The sequence below is a fragment of the Butyrivibrio sp. AD3002 genome, assembly GCF_000420905.1.
In the GTDB taxonomy this organism is placed as follows: Bacteria; Bacillota; Clostridia; order Lachnospirales; family Lachnospiraceae; genus Butyrivibrio.
Genome location: NZ_ATVV01000022.1, coordinates 38,900 through 60,809, shown reverse-complemented (window position 1 = coordinate 60,809; position 21,910 = coordinate 38,900). Strand labels below are relative to the sequence as shown.

The 21,910-nt window shown below is 41.7% G+C and carries 25 protein-coding genes; 4 read left to right on the top strand and 21 right to left on the bottom strand.

Annotation, left to right across the window (positions count from 1 at the left end; genetic code table 11):
* Positions 1-77 precede the first annotated feature (77 nt).
* The 9 genes from G596_RS0114700 to G596_RS0114660 form a co-directional block, all read right to left on the bottom strand.
* A complete protein-coding gene (locus G596_RS0114700; RefSeq protein ID WP_022762589.1) occupies positions 78-1,688 on the bottom strand; it encodes a hypothetical protein in 1,611 nt (536 codons plus the stop codon).
* On the bottom strand, positions 1,681-2,094 hold the full coding sequence (gene tnpA / locus G596_RS0114695) for an IS200/IS605 family transposase (RefSeq protein ID WP_022762588.1): 414 nt from the start codon (positions 2,092-2,094) through the stop codon (positions 1,681-1,683). Before tnpA ends, G596_RS0114700 begins: the two co-directional genes overlap by 8 nt.
* Positions 2,087-2,269: a hypothetical protein gene (locus G596_RS0114690; RefSeq protein WP_022762587.1), complete on the bottom strand. Its 183-nt coding sequence runs from the start codon at positions 2,267-2,269 to the stop codon at positions 2,087-2,089. Before G596_RS0114690 ends, tnpA begins: the two co-directional genes overlap by 8 nt.
* Positions 2,256-2,843: a hypothetical protein gene (locus G596_RS0114685; protein ID WP_022762586.1), complete on the bottom strand. Its 588-nt coding sequence runs from the start codon at positions 2,841-2,843 to the stop codon at positions 2,256-2,258. The genes G596_RS0114690 and G596_RS0114685 overlap by 14 nt, the downstream gene beginning before the upstream one ends.
* A 204-nt stretch (positions 2,844-3,047) precedes the next feature.
* Entirely contained in the window at positions 3,048-3,794 is a 747-nt protein-coding gene (locus tag G596_RS0114680; RefSeq protein WP_022762585.1) for a GNAT family N-acetyltransferase, read from the bottom strand.
* A 108-nt stretch (positions 3,795-3,902) separates the two neighbouring features.
* The gene (locus G596_RS0114675; protein WP_022762584.1) at positions 3,903-4,817 is read right to left on the bottom strand and encodes a helix-turn-helix transcriptional regulator; all 915 of its coding nucleotides are present in this window, start codon (positions 4,815-4,817) and stop codon (positions 3,903-3,905) included.
* A gap of 95 nt (positions 4,818-4,912) precedes the next feature.
* Positions 4,913-5,335 carry a GNAT family N-acetyltransferase gene (locus G596_RS0114670; protein WP_022762583.1) on the bottom strand — a complete coding sequence of 141 codons (423 nt, stop codon included), beginning with the start codon at positions 5,333-5,335 and terminating at the stop codon, positions 4,913-4,915.
* Between the two features lie 3 nt (positions 5,336-5,338).
* The gene (locus G596_RS0114665) at positions 5,339-6,139 is read right to left on the bottom strand and encodes an NAD-dependent epimerase/dehydratase family protein (protein ID WP_022762582.1); all 801 of its coding nucleotides are present in this window, start codon (positions 6,137-6,139) and stop codon (positions 5,339-5,341) included.
* Positions 6,136-6,717, bottom strand: coding sequence for an HD domain-containing protein (locus G596_RS0114660; protein WP_022762581.1), 582 nt, complete (start codon positions 6,715-6,717; stop codon positions 6,136-6,138). Before G596_RS0114660 ends, G596_RS0114665 begins: the two co-directional genes overlap by 4 nt.
* A gap of 179 nt (positions 6,718-6,896) precedes the next feature.
* On the opposite strand from G596_RS0114660, the gene G596_RS0114655 reads away from it, so the two are divergent.
* Together G596_RS0114655 and G596_RS0114650 are read left to right on the top strand one after the other, a co-directional pair.
* Complete coding sequence (locus G596_RS0114655; RefSeq protein WP_022762580.1) at positions 6,897-7,319, top strand: DUF4430 domain-containing protein; 423 nt, start codon at positions 6,897-6,899, stop codon at positions 7,317-7,319.
* Between the two features lie 33 nt (positions 7,320-7,352).
* The gene (locus G596_RS0114650; RefSeq protein WP_022762579.1) at positions 7,353-7,889 is read left to right on the top strand and encodes a hypothetical protein; all 537 of its coding nucleotides are present in this window, start codon (positions 7,353-7,355) and stop codon (positions 7,887-7,889) included.
* 295 nt (positions 7,890-8,184) lie between these two features.
* Here G596_RS0114650 and G596_RS0114640 read toward each other — a convergent pair whose 3' ends face one another.
* The 11 genes from G596_RS0114640 to G596_RS0114590 form a co-directional block, all read right to left on the bottom strand.
* Complete coding sequence (locus tag G596_RS0114640) at positions 8,185-8,478, bottom strand: hypothetical protein (protein WP_022762577.1); 294 nt, start codon at positions 8,476-8,478, stop codon at positions 8,185-8,187.
* Between the two features lie 25 nt (positions 8,479-8,503).
* Positions 8,504-10,846: a ferrous iron transport protein B gene (feoB, locus tag G596_RS0114635; RefSeq protein WP_022762576.1), complete on the bottom strand. Its 2,343-nt coding sequence runs from the start codon at positions 10,844-10,846 to the stop codon at positions 8,504-8,506.
* Between the two features lie 79 nt (positions 10,847-10,925).
* Entirely contained in the window at positions 10,926-11,774 is an 849-nt protein-coding gene (locus G596_RS0114630) for a DegV family protein (protein ID WP_022762575.1), read from the bottom strand.
* Positions 11,775-11,898: 124 nt separating this feature from the next.
* The gene (locus tag G596_RS0114625) at positions 11,899-13,446 is read right to left on the bottom strand and encodes a sodium/proline symporter (RefSeq protein ID WP_022762574.1); all 1,548 of its coding nucleotides are present in this window, start codon (positions 13,444-13,446) and stop codon (positions 11,899-11,901) included.
* Between the two features lie 101 nt (positions 13,447-13,547).
* Positions 13,548-14,339 (bottom strand): ABC transporter permease subunit, encoded by a 792-nt coding sequence (locus G596_RS0114620; RefSeq protein WP_022762573.1) that lies wholly within the window; start codon positions 14,337-14,339, stop codon positions 13,548-13,550.
* Positions 14,336-15,037 (bottom strand): ABC transporter ATP-binding protein, encoded by a 702-nt coding sequence (locus tag G596_RS0114615; protein WP_022762572.1) that lies wholly within the window; start codon positions 15,035-15,037, stop codon positions 14,336-14,338. Before G596_RS0114615 ends, G596_RS0114620 begins: the two co-directional genes overlap by 4 nt.
* A 108-nt stretch (positions 15,038-15,145) precedes the next feature.
* On the bottom strand, positions 15,146-15,613 hold the full coding sequence (locus tag G596_RS0114610; protein ID WP_022762571.1) for a DUF3021 family protein: 468 nt from the start codon (positions 15,611-15,613) through the stop codon (positions 15,146-15,148).
* 1 nt (position 15,614) lies between these two features.
* Positions 15,615-16,055: a LytTR family DNA-binding domain-containing protein gene (locus G596_RS0114605; RefSeq protein WP_022762570.1), complete on the bottom strand. Its 441-nt coding sequence runs from the start codon at positions 16,053-16,055 to the stop codon at positions 15,615-15,617.
* A 1-nt stretch (position 16,056) separates the two neighbouring features.
* A complete protein-coding gene (locus G596_RS0114600; RefSeq protein WP_026671366.1) occupies positions 16,057-17,001 on the bottom strand; it encodes an ABC transporter permease in 945 nt (314 codons plus the stop codon).
* A 4-nt stretch (positions 17,002-17,005) separates the two neighbouring features.
* Positions 17,006-18,343 carry an ABC transporter ATP-binding protein gene (locus tag G596_RS0114595; protein ID WP_022762568.1) on the bottom strand — a complete coding sequence of 446 codons (1,338 nt, stop codon included), beginning with the start codon at positions 18,341-18,343 and terminating at the stop codon, positions 17,006-17,008.
* A 185-nt stretch (positions 18,344-18,528) separates the two neighbouring features.
* On the bottom strand, positions 18,529-19,281 hold the full coding sequence (locus G596_RS0114590; protein WP_022762567.1) for a hypothetical protein: 753 nt from the start codon (positions 19,279-19,281) through the stop codon (positions 18,529-18,531).
* Between the two features lie 241 nt (positions 19,282-19,522).
* On the opposite strand from G596_RS0114590, the gene G596_RS0114585 reads away from it, so the two are divergent.
* Positions 19,523-20,008, top strand: coding sequence for a hypothetical protein (locus G596_RS0114585; RefSeq protein WP_022762566.1), 486 nt, complete (start codon positions 19,523-19,525; stop codon positions 20,006-20,008).
* 124 nt (positions 20,009-20,132) lie between these two features.
* Positions 20,133-21,338, top strand: a complete 1,206-nt coding sequence (locus G596_RS0114580; RefSeq protein WP_022762565.1) for a GGDEF domain-containing protein — start codon at positions 20,133-20,135, stop codon at positions 21,336-21,338.
* On the opposite strand, the gene G596_RS0114575 is transcribed toward G596_RS0114580, so the two are convergent.
* Positions 21,333-21,857, bottom strand: coding sequence for an S-ribosylhomocysteine lyase (locus tag G596_RS0114575; RefSeq protein WP_022762564.1), 525 nt, complete (start codon positions 21,855-21,857; stop codon positions 21,333-21,335). The genes G596_RS0114580 and G596_RS0114575 overlap by 6 nt on opposite strands.
* Positions 21,858-21,910 lie beyond the last annotated feature (53 nt).

Below are 21,910 nucleotides of genomic sequence, written 5' to 3'. Positions count from 1 at the left end.
AGTCCAACGACCACATTAGCGGTAAATTTCTGCTTTTCAGCAAGGAAGTATAGTCAATCTCCCTGATTATTAAGTTGTTAAGCTACGTTAATTCCACTGTTTAATATCTTGATTTTATATGCCTTGATCCAGGTGATTAAGGTTTTTTCTTTATTGTATTGTGCCTCAAAAGTCTTAGCACATTTGTCTTTATCTATATTTTGCGTTTTAGGTTCATAGCAATAGAGCAGGAATGATGAATACCAGTCTCTTTGTACTTCAGTGCCATCATGAAGTTTATACAATCTATCGGAGAGCTTCTTTTTTATATAGTCATCAGCCGTATGGTCATACTGTGATGCTCTGTAATTGTTTGGGACTTCAATATAAGTTCCACCTGTGGCTTTGAATTTTCTTTCCAATGTGGTCTGGAAACCACCGGGGCATCTGTTCTTTACAGACTTACCGAAACGTTTTTTCTTATTGAACTTACCTTTATCGTTTTTGGTAGTCTCTTTTGATCGTTTCATAAGCTTGCCTGCATTCTTAGGCTCAGTTACAATTATTTCTCCAAGACTTCGTAGGTGGTTAGCGTCCTCATTTATTGCAAGTTGCCTGTTAACTGCATTGATACGGCACAGCTCAGAATGTCTGACTTTCATCTTCTTATAATGATTTGAGTATTTCCAGATTTTACGACCTTTCTTAACAGTACCATCCTCATTATAATTTTGCGGGTTGGTCGCCCTTCTTGACCTGTCCATGGCACGATAGATCAGACGCTCTTTTCTTTCGGATGTCTGTATGCTGTCACCACGTTCAGAAAGGTTCTTTAGACCAACCTCAGTATCAGATGTATAGGCAACTGTCTGTATGCCAATATCAGCACCTATCATACCTTTGCCATACTTATGGCGTGGATTGCCGTACTTATCATACTTAGGTTTTGCTTTGCCTTCAATAGTCAGATGCAGGTATACCCTGTATTTGCCTCTTATCATTTTGGGGACGAGAGTTGCATAGCATGGTCTGTATGTATCTATACAATAAGCATCCTCAAGTAAAGTATCTACAGCCTTTTTATCCATTATTTCTGGCTCGTTAAGATACGACAGAACGGCATTTACTTCATCCATTTGGAATCTATCGGCTATCTGTATCCCGAAAGCTTTCTTTCCAAGTTTGAATTGTAATCTGTTATCCTTTACAGAAATGGGTATACCACGGCTTATCTGCTTTGCCCGGATACATGGCAGCTCCCCAAATTTTGAGAAATGTATGGTCTTACCACTACCATAGAGACATTTCTCCATACCGCGCCATACATCTTCAGCTTTGGTTAAGGCAAATATAGCATCTATCCCATACTTTTTGCCTATTGGAATCATTGATTTTCTACAACAATCCCATGTGACATTATAGGATTTCTGCATTTCATTAAGCTGATTGGCAAGTATCTTACGTTTAGCCATGTTTTCCGTACTACCATACAAAGAAAGCAGTTTGCGGTATCTTTTTGTACGCATGAGCTGGTCATGGTTCCTTCTCATAAGACCAACAAGTTCATTGCCCGCTTTGCGTATCTTATCAGAAAGAGCCACGACTTTAAGCACATCGGAATAAGGCATATCAGTTTCGGTGACTATAATATGCCTGTCAGAAAGCTTATGGAATTTCTTTAATATCCTCCCGTATTCATAATCAATCATGCCTTTTTTGCTCCTCAATGTACTTAATTACTGTAGCTTCGCTTATATGCCCCACCGTTGACACAAAATATCCCTTTGACCATAAAACACCGCATCTTGCATAGAATCGTTTGAGTTGTGGAAATGCCTTAAACAGTTCTATTGCACTGATACTCTTGAGAGTCCTGACAACATCGCACGGTGCAACAGTCTGTGGGACATCTACAAATATATGTATATGGTCAGGCATTACTTCAAGGGCCTTGATACTATAGTTATAATCATCGCAGATTTTTTGAAGTATCAGTTTGAGCGTATCTTCTACATTGCCCTTTAATACTGAGGATCTAAATTTAGGACACCAGATGATATGATACTGTATCAAATATTTACAATGTGAAGCACTATGATATTGCCCCTCACTCATTGTCTTTTACTCCTAACTGATATTTTTCCTGAATGCCCCTGCGCATAAGATCAAGGAAAGTAACGGTTTCACCTTCCTCAACTGAATAGATCCGTGCAAGGTTTTCAAGTTCCTTCTTCCATTCAGCTGGGATAGAGATATTGATTTGTACATTTTCGCTTTTAGGTCGTGCCATTAGAATTTCTCCCTTTCTTAACAATGTCTTTAAGTTGCATATCCTCAATACCAACAAATTCAGCAGCACCCATACTACAAAAAAAATCATAGGCTTTGCAATCCACATATATATCATCGAAATCACTGCAGGATTCTCGAATATCTTCAAGTTCATCATCAGAAAGATTTTCACCAAAATGATTTTCAATATGTCTGCGTATTGCAGAAAACATTATATCTGATGCCATATCTAATGTATCGTAACTTATTTCATCGCCGTATGTAAGATAATTCCAACCACGACCGCTTTCATAAGTAGCTTTCTTGTTTCCGCTATATTCGTTTTCAAGAAATTCTCCTACAGTCTGTTCGAGCGAAATATATCCGTCTTCTACAAGTATTCCAGAATGATCATAAGGGACGTAGACATAATTTATCTCATAGTGAACTGGAGTGGGTGACAATTCAGCTCTTATCCGACGAATCAGCCTTGCTTTTATGAATTCTTTTGATTGATCAAAGCACTCATTTACATATTCAGCAATTTCGTCTACATGAGAATTCACATACTCTACGCATTTCGAATTATCCATTTGTATTTTTCCTTTATGTTTAATACATAGATTATATATTTATTCTATGTGTTTGTCAAAACAGAAAAAGGCTTCATCCCACAGGCAAGCCTGTGGGTTTTCGCCTACGTTGCGCCAAAGTTTACTTTATAACAGAAAAAATAGCTATTTTACAGTAAATAATACTGTCGAACAGCTATTTTTCTGACATTTTATTGTTACACTTTACTCTCCAATCAACTTCAGAAACTTCTTATCGTTCATCTGCTCATTAGTAATATACTCACCATCATGGAATAATGCATAATTCGTAATCGGAGTCGGAGCATTCCGGGCTTCATCTCTACTCTGAATCTTAATGGCCTTGAACGGGATGTCATTTTTCTTTGCTGTTTCTTCCAGGATTGGAACGTATTTTGCATTAAAAGGGCACTGGTTTGTGTAATACAAAACATATCCGTTTTCATCTATATGCGGATGCTTGGCGCATTCTTTAAACATGGGTTTTTCTGCCTTTTTATCAAAGGGCATATACATGAGCTGAATCCCATTATCCGCTTCATCACATACCTCAAAACCTTTGTACTTAAGAAATTTGGGATCCGCAAGGAAGGGCTTTTTCTTTGCCGATGACAAAATGCAAAGGCCTTTCCTGCCTTTTTCTTTACTATCCTCAATACATGCATCAAGAAGCTCACTAGAATATCCATGTCCTTTGAAGGAGCCCGATACCCACAGGCAATCTATGTACATATACCCATCGGCCTCAATCGGAACCCACGCGTTCTCAGCAGGAATATACTCTATAAAGCACTTGCCGCGCTCCGCACTTTTTAAGAAAACAAGCCCCTCATCAAATCTTTCAGCAAGCCATGCTTTCTTAGATGAGACCTGAACATCTTTGTTATTGGAAATTGCACAGCAGATGTGCTCTTCTTCAAGATTATCCTTTGTAACTCTGATATATTCCATGCTTCTTACCTCCACTAGTAAATGAGAGAACATTTATAAACATTTGGTAGCCTTTTTAACAGCTATTTGGGACTATTTTGAACTTCTTCTAACAATGGGTACTTCATCTTATAAGCTCCTCCCGTAGTTTTTTCTCATAGCTTCGATTATATTTGCGATTCTCACTCTCGCTTCCTTAGGTTCAAGAAGCTCCGCCTTATCACCAAAGGTCAGTATCCAGGTGACCAGATTATCCATGTCCGTATAGTCCGCCGAAAACAGCAATCTTCCATCTTCGACCTCTGTATAACACTCCGGTCCAAATTCTTCGATCAGCCTCCATTTGACATCTGCCTCAAACAAAGCCTTTACTTTTATTCCACCCGGAAATACTTTTTCCGTGGACAGGTCCGGTGTAGGCGCATTTCTGCAGACAAACTTTGAATCCGACACCATAACCTTATCCATGCGATTAAGCTTGAACAGACGGAAGTCCTTTCTTTCCTTGCACCAGGCCCATACATACCAACTGGACCATTTGAAAACTATGTAATACGGTTCAACTTCCCGAGTGCTCTCACCACTTTGATTGTAGTATGTAAACTTCAGGATATGCCTGCTTTCAATTGCGTTCTGAATAACTTCTATTTTCGGAGCCAGCGATTCACGATACCAGGACGAGAGATCAATCAAAATAGAATCTCTGCCGCTTACAAACTCAGAGGATCCCGCCTGAATCTTCTCCATAAGCTGACCGTAATACCTGCTGCCGCTCACGCTATCAAGACTCCTCAGCCCTGCAAGGATCATCTGCATATCCTTAGATGTCAGAAGAGTCCTGTCCATCCGATACCCTTCCATGATGCTGATTCCTCCGCCAATTCCCTGGGTGGTTTGTATCGGGATCCCAGCTTTACACAGAACATCAATATCCCTATTGATGGTTCTTTTCGACACCTCAAAACGCTCTGCCAGCTCAGGTGCTGTAGTTTTCTCTTCCTGAAGCAATACAGAAAGTATTCCAATCAATCTGTCTATCTTCATCTTCGTTCACTCCGTTATCATCATATCATACTAAACATGCCATCTGTATGTCATGTTTAGTATAACATTTTCCATCAATCCATAAAAAGACCATCTTATTCTTCAAAGTTGAGCCATTGATCCATTCCGGCTCCAAGCTTCTCATTGGGGCGTTCATCAAAACCAAACTTCTTGTAGAATGGTTCTTTCCCCTTGGCTGCCATTAGACACATCTTTACCTTATAGCCGGGCTTAGCATCTGCTTTGATTCTGTCGATGCAGGTCTCAACAAGCTTTCTTCCGATACCCTGCCCCTGATATTCCGGGTCCACGATAACATCAGATAAAAAAGCTATATATCCACCATCCCACAAAAGCCGCACGACACCGATTGCTTTTTCACCATCCCTGACACATCTGATCATATATGCATTATCAAGTCCGGCCTGTGCTTCTTCCAAAGGAAATTCGCACCATCCGACTTTCCTGCGTAGTTCCATATACTCTTGCGCTGTAATGTCACCTACATAATTGATCATGTACTACCTCCCGAAACAGCTTGTGATTTTTGTTTTAAGCAAGCGCTTCCTTAAGCTGTTATCAAAAAAATATATATTCTCGGTCTCTTCATTTGCTACAACGCAGCTGTCATCCCAGCCATAACGTTTGCACAAAGATTTATTAAAGTCATAGTGAGAAATCGGATCATCTTCGGAAACATTCATGATTCCAACATAATCACTGCCCGCAAGTTCAATTATTGCTTCAGCAAGTTCATTCACTTCCACTATGCTGAATATTATGTTATTAGCCCTGACATACTGCTTTCCCGAATCCACGTACTCTTTTAATTTGAGGCTCCTTATGTCCATCTCACCATACGGGTTAATTCCATATATACTGCCGGGGCGTACGATACAATAATTTGCCATTTTCCTTATGATATTCTCGGACTTTATCTTGCCGTTAAAATAGTGATAATTATACGACTCTTCTGTCCGCAGGAAAGGTGTCACATCCTCAGACATATTTTTTTCATAGGCTACTGAAGTTGAAACAAAGATGAGCCTTGCATCTCCTACCACATCACAAAGAGTCGGCATTACCTTGTCAGCAATTTCCTCCTCTGCGCTATGGTTCATGACTGTCCAGATGATCACATCAGGAGCATAGCCTTCCATAATCCGGGTTAAACTTTCAGTATCCATAACATCCAGCTTTACAAGCTCGTCCTGCTTTTTGTGTTTACTGTATGTACCAAGAACATCTACGCCGCTCTTTTTCAATTTATTATAAATCGTCCCGCCAAGAAAGCCACTGGCTCCTATTATCAGTACCTTCATAATCTGTCTTCCCCAACTAAATCATATATGTCTTTACCGGCTTTTTCTTCAAAATATGCTTTCAGCCTGATATTCGAATCCCACTTTGTCTGCGGAAAGCTTCCATAACGGCGTTTGACATCATTCATGCGATCTTCGATGTTCATCACGCCCTCGCTCCCTGCAAGCGCATCACAGAGCTGAATCAGCCTGTCGTATTCATCTGCTTCTATTTTTCCAAGCTCTGTCTTAACAAGTTCATACTCCTCATCCGAGGTATCTACTCTGCCAATATACTCATCCAATCTCATATTATTGAAGGAGTGCGTAAGACAGACTCTGGCCACCTCATCATATCCAAGTGACATCATATATGAATATCCATCCGAAACATGCCCCAAATGCCTTACTCCAAACTTTCTTCCTATATCATGGAGAAGCCCCAATATATATGCTTTCTCCGGGTCCATGCCTTCACACGCCTGTGCAATTTTCTCTGCGCAGTGAGCAGCCACGCGGCTATGGTCACCCCACGGTCCGGGATTACAACTCTCCGCTTCCTTAAGTAATCTTTCCGCTTCTGATCTTGTCGGTAACATCATTCTCCTCCAAATCCCCCTGAGTCTTTTCATTTAACATATCACATCATAAAGCCTGCCCCAAGGGCAAAGTCAATGTGAATATACAACCTTACCTTCGGACAGATATCTTTACAATTATTTTGAATTAGCTTTATACTAGGTTCTATGCAAAAAATAATTTTTCGGGAGGATTTATTATGAACAAAACAAATAAGAAACCACTTATTATAGGAGCGATAATTCTGGTAGTGCTGATAGCTGTATTCGGCGTTGTCTATACTCTGAACAAGCCGACAACACATACCGGTTCTAAAGATATCGTTGTTGAAGTAACCGGAAGCGACGGAAAAACCACTGACTATAAGCTTTCAACCGATGCAGAATATCTAATCCAGGCAATGGATGAACTGTCCTCAAACGGTTCAGGCTTTTCATATTCAGGCTCAGATAGTGAATATGGCATAATGGTTGAATATATCAACGGTGAAAAAGCAATCTATGCTGAAGATGCAGCTTATTGGTCACTTTATGTAAACGGAGAATACGGACAGTATGGCGCTGATTCCCAACCCGTAGAAAGCGGCGACACCTATACATGGGCTTATGAGAAGGCTCAGTAATAAAATAAAAAACTAACTAAGGATCTCACAAAAATGACCGGAAACACAAAACATTTTTCCATTTTAGATATAGCTCAGATAGGAATTATGGTAGCCATAATAGAGGTTTCCAAGTTCGCCCTGAGCGGAATGCCAAACATTGAACTTACGAGTTTTTGGCTCATCATGTTCACGCTTTTCTTTGGATGGAAAATTGTTGCTGTAGTTCCGGTCTTTATTTTGTTGGAAGGCTCCTTATACGGAGTCCATCTATGGTGGATCATGTATCTCTACGCCTGGCCGCTTCTTGTAGCCATAGCGCATATTTTCAGAAAAAATACCTCCGCATTTCTCTGGGGTATCATATCGGGTATATTCGGACTATGTTTTGGTGCTCTGTGCTCCATCCCGTATTTTTTTATCGGATTGTCAACAGGCGGTTTGTCTGCTGGCTTTAGATCTGCCTTTACCTGGTGGGTAGCCGGTATTCCCTGGGATTTCGTGCACTGCGTGGGTAACTTCACAATAATGCTTATTCTTTACCATCCGATATCAAAAGCCATGAAATGGATTCAAAAAGAAACTTTATAGATCATTTGATATATATTCTAATACTGTATTTAGGCATATTCGTCTGTGCCTGCCCACCGACATACTGAGTGTTTCCTACATTATTTTTCCATTGCCCGGATAATAGGCTCCATAGGCGTTATTACCTGCAGATCCGCCAAGATTCGACCAACTAAGCCCTGCTTCACTCGCGCTTGCAGCATCATGCACCCCTGAGTAGTATAATTCGACATACCAAGGAAGTCCTGATAATTCAACGGGTCCTTACGTCAGTTGCCATATTTGCTACATGAGTTGCACTTTTAAAGTGCCGTTCTCAGCCTTCTCTCTTCTCAAGTCTCATCATAAAGATAGAGTACTCATCATTCTGAAAATCAAGATCGGGTGAGTTCTCTCCGCCGCCGTTTGTACTGCGCTTTATCTCGGCGTAGAATTCCTCGCCCTGATTAACGATGTCCATGACAGAAAGAGCAATACCGTTTTCCGAAGCAATAGAACAGAAGTCAGAAAGCGGGTTTGCAGAATTTCTTGTTGCAAGGAGCTTATTTTTCAGGTCTTCGTTTTTTGCGGCAAGTTCCAAAAGTTCATCAAGTTTTTCAGTAATTTCCATAACAACCTCCCATTTTTTTCTAAAATCATACTCTGATTGCAATACAAATTACTCGCACCACCATTGCAACAATCCAAGCCACTGCGCACTGCCATAGCACAACGCACAAAGCATATTTTGCTCCGAGCTCACGCTTAATTGAAGCGATGGCTGCAACGCAGGGTGTATAGAGAAGAGAGAACACCAAAAGCGTAGCTGCAGCGGTAGTTGTAAGCGCGGTTTCAACGCCTCCTTCAAAGAGCACTCCCATAGTGGATACCACGCTCTCCTTAGCAATAAAGCCTGTGATAAGAGAAGTCACAACTCTCCAGTCGCCAAGTCCCAGAGGCTTAAATATCGGAGCAAGAAGCCCTGCTACCGTCGCCAGAATACTCGCGCCGGAATCGCTCACAAGATTAAAGTGAAGGTCAAAACTCTGTAAAAACCACACTGCAATAGTTGCAAGGAAAATTATGGTAAATGCTCTTGTCAAAAAGTCTTTTGCCTTTTCCCATAAAAGCTGCAACACACTCTTTACACCGGGCATTCTGTAGTTTGGAAGCTCCATAACAAACGGAACCGCTTCGCCTTTAAACAAAGTATTCTTGTAAATCAGCGCAATCAGAATTCCCACAAGGATTCCAAGAAGATATAATCCGATAGTTATGATGCCGCCCTGTCTCGGAAAAAATGCGCTTACAAAGAAGGCATAAATAGGCATCTTAGCTGTACAGCTCATAAAGGGCGTAAGCAGAATCGTCATCCTTCTGTCTCGCCTTGACGGAAGCGTCCTGGTCGACATTACCGCAGGAACAGTGCAGCCAAAGCCTATGAGCATCGGTACAATACTTCTTCCGGACAAACCTATTCTTCTCAGAATTTTATCCATAAAGAATGCAACTCTTGCTATGTAACCACTGTCCTCCATAAGGGACAGGAAAAAGAACAAAGTGACAACTATCGGAAGAAAGCTAAGTACACTTCCAACACCTTCAAAAATACCGTTGATCACAAGCCCCTGTATAACCTCGTTAACTCCGGTGGACAGCATCAATGCTTCAACCTGTTCTTTCAGCAAATCTATTCCCGATGCAATGATATCCTGTAAAAAAGGTCCTACCGCGATAAACGTAAGATAAAATACCAGTGCCATAATCAGGATAAAGCAGGGAATGGCAGTCCATTTTCCGGTGAGAATCGCATCGATTTTCTCCGAGCGGATACGCTCCTTGCTCTCTCCCGGCTTAACTACCGTCTGTTCACAGACACGCTCAATGAAATCGTAGCGCATGTCGGCAATAGCAGCGCTTCTGTCCATGCCGCTTTCCTTCTCCATCTGAACAATAGTATGCTCTATCATCTCAAGCTCATTTTCATCAAGATCCAGCTTTTTGAAAACAAGCATATCTCCCTCAATTGCCTTTGTAGTTGCAAATCTTAAGGGAAGTCCGGCTCTCTCCGCGTGGTCCTCGATGATGCTTTGCACGGTGTGGATCGCTCTGTGAATTGCTCCGCCGTGGTCACTCTTTTGGCAGAAGTCCTGCTCAACGGGTTTTTCCTGATAAGTTGCTATGTGAAGAGCATGTCGTATAAGCTCGTCAACGCCTTCGTTTTTGGCTGCGGAAATAGGTACCACCGGCACTCCCAGAAGTTTCTCCATCCCGTTGATGTCGACGGAACCGTTGTTGCCCTTAACCTCATCCATCATGTTAAGTGCCACAACCATAGGGATTCCCATCTCGAGAAGCTGCATTGTAAGATACAGGTTTCTCTCGATGTTCATGGCATCGACGATATTGATAATTGCCTTGGGATGTTCCTGTAAAACGAAGTTTCTGGAAACTATCTCCTCACTGCTGTAAGGCGACATCGAATATATTCCCGGAAGATCAGTCACAAGTGTATCTGGATGCTCCTTTATGGGGCCGTCCTTTCGGTCAACGGTGACGCCGGGGAAATTACCGACATGCTGATTGGAACCCGTCAGCTGATTAAAAAGTGTGGTCTTGCCACAGTTCTGATTACCCACAAGTGCGAAGGTCAAAAGTGTTCCTTCCGGTAGTTTATGTCCCTCGCCCTCTGTATGATATATTCCGTCTTCACCAAGACCCGGATGTTCCGAATTCTCGATTTTAGTGATTCTGTCGTGCTTGTTCGTACGCTCCGGTATCTTCTCTATCTCGATTTTCTCTGCTTCCGAGAGTCTGAGAGTCAGCTCATATCCGTGAAGCTGCAGCTCCATCGGATCCCCCAGGGGAGCGAATTTTATTACGGTGACTTCAGCACCGGGAATGATTCCCATGTCCAGAAAGTGCTGACGAAGGGCACCGCTTCCTCCTACAGTTTTTATGACGGCCGACTGACCGATGGGTAGTGATCTTAAGTTCATTGATTCTCCTATTTATCCCCTCATCCGGCGCTTCGCGCCACCTTCCCCCCAAGGGGAAGGCTTATATTTGGGGGCATATTCATTTATGGAAATATGCGCAGGCGATGGCGCCGGGACCTGCATAGGTTCCGATGGTGGCACCAACGTGTGCGATCGGAATGTCGTCGACATCCCCTTGATATATGTGCTTACTGTCCTCTTTGTATTTTAATAAAAGAGCATCAGAAAGCCCTGTATATGCAAGACAGACCGGCTTGTCAAAATCGATTCCGCCGTGCTGATTGATATACTGAATAAGAAGATTGTTGCCGTTTCTGGAGCCTCTTGCCTTACCGACAACATTTACCACGCCGTTATCAATGGTGATAACCGGCTTGATGGAAAGAACTCCGCCCGCAAAAGCGGCAGCTGAGGATATACGTCCACCCATCTTGAGGTACTCGAGAGTATCGAAAACAGAAATGACCCTCGCCTTCTTTTTTTCTTCCTCGATGGTGCTGACCAGTTCTTCAAAGCCCATTCCGGCATCGCGAAGTCTGACTGCGCGCTCAACAATTATATATTGGGATATGCAAAACTGCATAGTATCAACAACATGTACCTTGCCTTCAAATTCATCGGCAGCTATACATGCACTCTGATAACAGCCTGATACAGCATGCGAAAGAGTAAAACAGATAACATTATCGCCCTCTTCCACTGCCTTCCTGAATTCCTCACCATACTCAAAAGGCGGGATCTGACTGGTCTTAGGAAGTTCATCCGATTCAACAAGTCTCTCATAAAACTTATTGTAGGGCATGGTGACGCCGTCAAGGAATTCCTCCTCGCCGAATCTGACCTTGAGAGGAATGACTGTTATTCCCCACTCTTTTGCGGTTTCCTGTGAAATGTCGCTGGCTGAATCAGTTATTATTCTTATTCCCATGATTTTTACCTCATTAATTTCTTACATCAAAAATATGTTAATTAAGTAAAAATGAGTAGCCATTTATCACAGCTACTCAAATTTTACATTTATTGATTAATCAAGTCAAAACATACTCGTATATTTATGACATCTTAGATACATGCTCAAACTGATTGATCATATCCTTATCAGGCTCTGTTGTAAGAAGACTTACAACAACGATTGCAATGATAGCAACTAAAAATGCGGGTGCAAGCTCGTAGAGATTCCATACACCTCCGATTGGTCTTACAAGATATTTCCAGATAAATACCATTGCACCGCCGGCTACCATGCCTGCAATTGTTCCATACTTGTTAGAACGCTTCCAGTAGAGTGACATGATCATTGCAGGTCCGAATACAGCACCAAATCCGGCCCATGCAAAGGATACGATTCCGAATACAGAGCTGTTGGGATTCCAAGCGATTATAACACCGAAAACAGCAACAGCGATAAGTGTAGCTCTTGCAGTCAGCATTGCAGCTGTCTCTGAAAGGCTTATTCCGAGAGTCTCCTGAACGATATTCTCGGACACTGCGGATGAAGCAGCGATAAGCTGTGAGTCTGCGGTGGACATTGTTGAAGCAAGAATACCTGCAATTATCATACCTGCGATAAGAGCAAATACGAAGTTATGCTCACTAATCTGATTTGCAAGTACAACTATAAGTGTCTCTGCCTTGGAAGCACTTGTAGGATCCTCAATAAGAGATTCCAGAACTCCTGACTGAGTCATTGCACGACCTACAATACCAAGAACTACTGCAATACCGAGTGAAAATACAACCCATACGGATGCAATTCTTCTTGAGAGCTTAAGCTCCGAGGATTTACGGACTGCCATGAATCTGAGAAGGATATGCGGCATTCCGAAGTATCCGAGTCCCCAACAGAAGGTTGTAATCTTACTGAAAACACCGTAAGAATCGGCTGAACCCGTCGCATTATTATAAGTGGCATTTACATCAAGGAAGCCCTTCATATTCTCAAGATTGGATGCAACAGCTGACATTCCGCCCGCTGCCACAACTCCGTATCCAACTACGAAAACCAGCGCAGCCGTCATTACGATTGACTGGATAAAGTCAGTCTTGGATGCAGCCAGGAAACCACCGGTTGTCGTATATCCGACGATGATAACAGCTGCAACGATCATTGCCAGCTGATAGTTTACACCAAAAAGTGATGAAAACAGTTTGCCGCAGGCTGAAAAGCCGGAAGCGGTATATGGTACAAAGAAGATCAGAATAAAAGCGGCTCCGATACACAGGATTACATTACTGTCATCCTTGTAACGCTTCTTAAAATAATCCGGAATCGTGATCGCATCCAGCGCCTCTGTGTAATTTCTTAGTCTCTTTGCCGTAAGAAGCCAGTTGAGATAAGTACCTACAATAAGACCGAACGCTGTCCATCCGGCATCAGCAATACCTGAGAAATATGCAACTCCGGGAACACCCATGAGCAGGTAAGAACTCATGTCAGATGCCTCAGCACTCATAGCTGTTACGAAGGGTCCGAGCTTTCTTCCGCCAAGATAAAAATCCTTGACGTCATTGGTATCCTTTGAACTTACAAAACCTACGAGCAGCATTCCGGACAGATAGACCAGAATCGAAATGATAATTCCAATTTGTGAGAGTGTCATTTTCCAATCCCCTTTTCCTTTTTTCATAATGATAAAACGCTTTATCATTTTAACACATTAAAGGATTAAAGGAAACTATTTTATAACACAATCCTTTCAGATCAGCTTGCAAGGTCTCTTCTGTTATAATTCCAAAAAGCAAATACCACACAAAGTACAAGAACTACAGCAGCAGTTACCAGCGCCTTAGCCGGCGTTTCCGTCTCAGTAAAAATCTCTGCGGCATTACAATAAGAATACGGTCCCACAAAGAGGTAATCCTTAAGATCCGGCACAACTCTTCCCATCACATCATAGCTGTAGCAAAGAAGCGCGATTCCAAGCCCAAGGCCTATCCTGTTCTTCCCTGCAAGTGATGATAATCCAAAGCAGATTCCCGCAATCTCAGCATTCATGAGAAGCTGCGTCCCCATAAAGGTAAAGAACTGGTCCATAGGCATCTCCTCGCCGAGTATATTAAAACCAATGACATAAAAACCGGTGCATACAGCTGTGAAAATAATGATCATAATGGCAACGCAAAGCCCCTTCGCAGCTATTATCCTTGACCTTGAAAGAGGAAGTGAAAACAGGAACTCGCCGCTATGTCCATCCTCTTCCTTTGATATGATGCTTATTGCTGTAATCGCTGCAAACATTCCGCTTCCAAGTCCGTGAACCGCACCGATCTCTGTTGAAAAATATCCCTTCAGGGTTGCAATACTTAAGGTACTCATTCCAAAGGCGTCCGAAAATGCCCCCATGTTGGAAAAGGCATCAGCCATTTCCTTCATATCTCCCTGCATTGAATCGTAAAGCAGTATGCAGAAAAGCCCGAGTATTCCAACCGAAAGGCTCCATATAAGCAGATTCTTAAAATTCTGAATCAATTCTCTTTTTAAAACCGTTCTCATGATTCTTCCTCCTCGTCCTCGTAAAAACTCAAAAATGTCTCATCATCAATATGCGGCGACTCAAGCATGGTTAGTCTCCCCTCCCGCATTATTGCTGCATGCCTGCAGTACTTATCTACCTCTGACAGCACATGGGTGGAAAGAAGACAGGTGGCTCCCTTATCAACGTACTCATTTATAAGTGAGAAAAAATGCTTCTGGATAAGAGGGTCAAGTCCGCTCGTTGGCTCATCGAATACGAAGAGCTTGGGCTTATGCTGCATGGCACAGGTGATGCTGACCTTTTTCCGATTTCCAAGTGAAAGCTGTTTAATTCTCTTTGTTGTATCGAGCTTTAATCTCTCGCAGATTTTTTCTGCTTCTTCCGAGTAATCACCGCCTCTAACATCAGCGGCATATTTTATAACATCGGACACCCTCATTGAATCGTAGAACCATGCTTCAGATGGCATGTAACCTACTTCCCGGAGGATCTTTTCATGATCACGGACGCTGTCCATTCCAAGTATATTTATGCTTCCGGACTGAAATTTAAGAAACCCGAGCATGGAACGTATCGTGGTAGATTTCCCCGCTCCGTTTGGTCCGATGAACCCGAAAATATCCCCTTCTTCCACGCTGAGTGAAACATCTATAACGCCCCTGCTTTTTCCGTAGCTCTTTGTAAGATTATTTATCTCTATTACTTTCTTACTCATAACGCACCCCTTCCTTTTTTACTGTTTTTCCTCTCTATAATTAACAAATATCAGAAATAAAAAACGGGAACAATATCTGTTCCCGTAAGGTGCACAATTTCGCCGCTATCATTCACTTTTTTTATGTCTGGTCTGGAATAATTTAAGATCTTCGTTGAGCTTTTTATCATCAATCCGGCGCTTTGATCTGTAGATCAGGAAGACACAGAAGTAAGTGAAAAGGATGTATACTGCAAAGATTAAGGTGACAATGATGTTCCTGTCAAACCAGTTTCCAAACCAGGAAACCACTGAGTAGAGCGCCGTACATATGATCATTCCGGCCACTTCTTTTACCCCCATACTATCGGCCTCATCGAAGTTCCAGAGCACGTACACCTGAATGTAACCTATGATGTAGCAGGTAAAGATGAGCACGGTCATATGCTGAATACTTGCATCAAAGATGCCGTTCAGCATCCTGTAGCAGCAATAGTAAAAGAGAATCGCAAAAAAATACAGGCAGGCCTTGAACTCTATTCCGATTTCCTTTGTAAGATACAGTTCCCAGAGGGTGATTTTTTTTTCGTCCTTCATACTACCGTTCTCCCTTCAATAGTCTTCTGAAATCCGATGCATAACGCCTTGAAATAATAATGTGCTCACCGCCCTCCATAGTTGCATCGATGCGATTTGAGGACAGACTCTTTAGCGCCGTAACTCTGTTGACATTCAGGACCATAGACTTGCTGCATCTGAAAAAACTCCCATCGTCCATATCTGTCATAAATGAGTTTAATGAACCATCGATTTTCAGGACCTTGTCCCCGGAATAGGCAAATAATTTGTCATCGACAGATTCAAGGTATAAGAGCTCTTCGATGTTAATACATTCCGTTCCGGTCTCGGTTTTGCCACACAGTCTGCTGCCGGTACCTTCAAGAATCCCTATTATTTTGTTGAGATCAGGAGTAAGCTCTTTGTATCTTATAACGATACTTTCCTCGCCCTCGCTGATTTTTTGGATGTCTGTTTTCATGTCACCGCTTGTCCATATCAATAAATTCCAGGATAATCACCGCAAGAGCTGCATATATTATTGTCCAGATTATCAGCCATATCCAGCACTTAACGACTACCCCTCTGTCAAAATTAAAGTCAGGATTCTGATTCAACGAACCTGATTCCTTAAGAATTGCATCGCGCTGATTGTTTTCCTCAATCATCTTGAAGGCTTCCAAAAGAGGCTTTTCTCCCTCTACCTCGTAGTCCTTCATTTTCAGAGCGTTATTCCATACAGAAACCATCGGGAGGGAGTTGTAATTTCCCTGCGCACATAGGGCTGTAAGCCCCCACTTTGTAACAGTGATATTGGTAAAGGGCATAGCCTGCTCCGGAAGATTAAAAAAGCTGCCTGAAAACAAGAGCTGTACAATCAACATAAATGGCATTATCGTCATGGCAGTTGTCGTAGTTCTTGCAAAGGATGATATAAGAAGTGCCAGCATATCGGCAGCATAGGTTATAAGAAAAAGTGTTATTCCTATATCAACAAGAGGCCACGCTGTGAAGAGGCTCTCTGAAGGCATCTTAACTTTCATAAAGATGCATACGTTTATGGTTATCACAACCTGCGCAAGACATAACAGTGCCTGATAGATCATGTGCGCCGCCACATAGGAACTGATGTGCATTCCCGATCTATGTTCTCTTTTTACAATTGCCCGCTCTCTGCATATCATCTGGATTGAGTTGAAAAAACCGTTCCATACACATATACATGCGAGGGCGAACGTGCCCATAAGAGTACCTTCCATGGTAACAAAGATATTCTTTCCCACCGCAAAGGAAACAAGTCCTGCTATAACCGCTGACATCGGTAGCACCTTCCAGTCATTCTGGAAAAGAAACATTCTGAAAAGCTTTCCAAGATAAATAAAGGTCTGTATAAAACGTCCGGTGTGTCTTAATCTCACTTTTCTCATACCATCACCCCACATTTTCCTTTACTCTGTCAGCATACTTTTCAACAAACTCATCTGCTTTTCCTTCTCCGCCTTCATCCTTCTGGTTTATGGTAAGAAGGATATCCTCCATGGAATCCTTACCGAAAAATTCATAAGCTTCATTTACAGGTCCGTACCAGGCAAGGCGGCCTGTCCTCGTCTGATCCTTGGCAAGAACTATTACATCATCAAAAAGATCTATTACTCTGTCGGGAGTATGAGTAATTACTACCACAATTTTCCCCTCGTCGGCAATCTGCCTAAGTTTCTCAAAAAGATTCCTCGCCACAACACCGTCAAGTCCCGAATCCGGCTCATCAAGAATAAACAGCGTGGGATCGGATATAAACTCCATTGCAATGGAAAGTCTCTTGCGCTGTCCGCCGGAGAGCTTCTCGACAAGATTGTTCTTAACCGAGGCAAGGCCAAACTGTTCAAGAACCTCTTCCACTCTCTTCATCCTGTCCTGAAACGATATATTTGAAGGTAATCTCAGCGTTGCTGCATCACTAAGAGTCATAAGAACCGTATCATTCCCCCTCATCAAATCCTGCTGCGGAACAAAGCCGATATCATACTTCATACTTGTATAGTCTTTATAAACATCCTCAGAATCAAGCTTTATTTCAGCATCGGCCTGCTCATAACCGGTAACTGCATTCAGGTAAGTTGTTTTTCCTGCTCCGGAACCGCCAAGAAGAAGTACCATATGTCCCTTGGGAATAGTCATATGGATATCTTTTAAAAGGACTTTTCTCTTGAAGAAATCGATTACCGATCTGTTCCTGATATTAACCGTAAGTCCCTCAGCAGCTACTGTAATATCTTCGCCAAACTCCTTTGCTCCTTCAATATCCTTAAGATCCTGTACTTTTCGAGTCGGTACAAGTTTTTTCGAAAAGCCCCAATAAAGAACAGTAAACCATTCCAAAAATATGAATAGCCATATCCATCTTTTTCTTCTGCCAAAGACATCAATAAGTCCCAGATATATCTTTATCTCAAAAATAACCTGAGCTACCGCAATCCCGACGAAGGGTATTGCGAGTAGTGCCAGGAGCATGTCATGTCCATTTAGTAAAGCAATAGCTATTCCAATCACATATATCAGGCATGACAGAATAGTATATGTTCTGCCCTCTTTCTCTTTATCTGCGCACAGGCTTAAATGATATTCTCTGAGCACAGGGATAAACGCCCAGCGCTTTTGCACTCCGCACTTCTCGAATATTTTCATATATCCGATGCTGACTAATATGAAAGAGACTCCATCTCTGACACAATTCAACACTGTATTCATAGTATCTATATTTATATTCATATAGAGCACGCTCCTTTTCATACTGATATATATCAAATATACCATAAAGCGTTTATATTATTACCACTATACGTTCTGAATTTTATATAAATTTTTTTCCGTTCTCAATTTCATTAAAAACGCCTGGCAGCAGACATTTTACCGCTGTCAGGCATATATAAGAGAAAAGATATGGAAAAGCTTATTTAATCCAGAGTGCTGTAAAAGCTGTCAATATTCTCCTCAGGGAGCTTTACCGGCTCCCAGCCGTAATCCTTATACTGGGTAATCTCAAGGTTATTGGCTGCTACATAATTGGCAATGATCTGTGCTCTTGTCTTCTCTTTAGCCTCTGTATCTTCATTCATTTTTGTGAACTCATCATAGTGCTTACCGAATATCTTCTTTGCTGTAGGTGTATAATCGGCTCCATCTCCGACCATCTCAAACTCGGTAACCTCATAGCCTTCATCTGTGCTCTTGATGTGAATACATCCGGGGAAGGATCCGCCGGATACCATCTCCAACGTATCTCCATTCAGTTCATAGTTGTAATACCAAAAATCACCCCATACCTTTATATCATTCTTGTCGCTCTCATCCTCAGCCACAATGTTCAGGCAAGGAATTCCGACATCCGCTTTTTCAAAATGCTGACCGCACTCATCGATGATGTACTGATAAAGGACTGAATAAAAAAGTTCAGGTCCCGGATACTCGTATGCCGGAAGTACTGATGCCTTTGCCATATCAGCTTCGGGATCTTCCGTATTCTCATCCATAGTCTCTACAGAAGCCTGCGCTGTAGCTGCTTCTGCCACCTCTTCCTCATCTATTGTTTCAATGTTTTCAGTATTCTCTTCCACGTTATTATCTTGTGTAAAAGGGTTCTCTGCGCTTCCGCAGCCTGCAACCAAAACCATTGAACATATTAAAGCTATCGCTGTTTTCTTCATCATTACTTTTTTCCTCCTGGATCTATTTAATGAACGGAAATGTGTTTTACTGATTACACATTACCAAAATAATTATCACACAACTTGCACACTGCCGGTTATAAACATTTTCATAAAAATCTTAAAAGAATCTTCAGAATTTAATTGAACAAAAATGACCAATTTAATGGTATATTTATATCTGTGTATTTAAAACACATATTTATTTGAGGGGACAATAAAATGGGGGTATTTATTTACGGACATGGATGAAGAAGTTAAAAAGGGGTATTTTTCTGTACTACGGCTGGGATTTCTAATAGCAGCTGTAATTTTCGTTGCACTTACAGGTGTTCTGTTTTTTATTTCAAGCAGATATCAAAAATATGAAACAGTTCAGGCTTATATCACAGATGTAAGCTCCAGATACAGAACTACCGATAAGGGGCTCTGCACTGAATATACTTATATGGTTCATTGGTTCTATGATGGGAAATGGCATGTTTCCAAAGAATTATCAGAAGAAATTGAGCCTGATATCAATCTTTCCAAAGTCAAGGTGAATCCTGCAACTCAGAAAATAATGATGAAGGATACCGGGGCGTTTTTAGTCGGCGCTATCGCAGCATTGATTGTTGCTATATTATGTCTTATCGCTTTTATATCACTCACTGTAATCACAAAAACACGTGAAAAAGAGTTCACCGGCGAAAACGGACTCCTTGGCGAGAAAGCAGCATTAACTGAATAAGTATTAAAAAAATGTTAAAAATGGCAGTTTTAATCAACTGCCATTTTTTTACGTTGTATAATTAAAAGTAGTGTGCAATTTTGTTATTGTACTTATGCAGCCTTTCGACGCGGAGGATTATGCTATGACGATGGTACCGATAGAGGTTCAGATTAAACCTTTTATTTTTTTAATACTGTTCATAAGCTTTTTGTCATTAAACATTATATATTCCAAGACCAATGAAAACCTTGGTAACAAAAGAGAGATACATGCGTTTAAGGGCATGCTTGTGTCTTTTATGGTCTATATTTTGGAAGATTTAAGGCTTCTTTTCGGGGATAGCTTTTACTCTGCATTGCCAAGGCCTGTTGTGCTTTTTATTATGTCTACGGGTTTTACCTCCATGTCGTTTGCATGCTTTTTCTGGTTCCTTCATGTACGCGCCAATCTGAACAGGCCATCAAATTTCACAAAAAAATGCTCTCTGAACTTTTGGTCTGTTCTGATACACATTCCTTTATTTCTGGTTCTTATACTGCTTTATACTCCCCTGCACATATTTGTCTATGAGCTTTCAGGAAACGGCCCTGTCTTCAAACCCATGCTTTCTTTTATATTGTTGATGGATTATGTCTATCTGATTGCTGCTACCGGCATCTCCATTCACAACAGAAGGCTTGCCAAAACCAGGCATGAGAAAAAGAAATATAACAGCCAGATTATTTTCATACTGTTTTTTACCATCAATGGCATTCTGATAGCATTCTTACTGAATCTCCCTGCCATAGAATTATGTGTTATTCCGGTCGTTTTGAAACTTTTTGTAGAATTACAGGATTCGCAGATTTATACAGATGCTCTTACCAAGCTGTATAATCGCAGGCGTATGGCTGATTTCATACATGAAGAACTCGCCACCTGCAGTGCGGATGATCCGCTAACCATTATCATGGTTGATCTGGATTATTTTAAGAGTATTAACGATATTCTTGGACACGACGAAGGAGACAAGGCTCTGGTTGCCATATCCAAAGCCATGCGCAAAATCCTCCTGCCAAGAAATGCCGTTGCTGCAAGATGGGGTGGAGATGAATTTGTCATCGCTGGGAAAGATGCAGAGCTTGCTTCCGAATTCAGGAATCTACTCTCAAATGCCCTTGAAGATGATAAAACTCTAAGCTACACCCCAATATTCAGCACAGGTACTTATATATGTACTTCCCCTGCCACACCCTTCGAGCAGGCTCTGTCCAATGCGGATTCTGCCCTGTACAAGGACAAGGAAGAACGTCATAAGACCTCCGGCGACTTTATAACGAGACTGAATGAAATTAAAAAAGGATCATGAATCAAAGAACTGACGTCCATCGTCAGTAACAGCTCTATCTGACTGAGGATACTCAAAGATTGCCTGATTATCCGCATTCTTCTCAAGATAGTCAGCAAACTTTTCAGCATGCAGCTTGGCAAGCCAGAGATTGTGCATAAGGTAATTGCCGCAGTTTTCCTCATTGGTTCCCGGAACACTGTCAAAATCCGCACAAGATTTAAACGCTCTGAGAAGAAGGTCGTGTATCTCCTTAGGCGCACGACCACCCTTTAAAATGAGATAAAATCCTGTGAGGCAACCCATCGGTCCCCAGTAGATTACTTCATTTTTCCAATCAGGGTCGTTTCGAAGATATGTTGCAATAAGATGCTCAAGTGTGTGCATTGCAGCTACATCTACAAAAGGCTCCTTATTGGGTCTTGTAACCCTTATATCATATGTTGTAATAACATTTCCACCGATCTCATCCTGTCTGCTGATGAAAATACCGGGGACTATTTTTGTGTGATCAACTGAAAAACTCGGTATTAAATCCATTTTGTTCCTCCAAAATAATAAAAAATCGTTACGATTGAATTATATGAAATTAT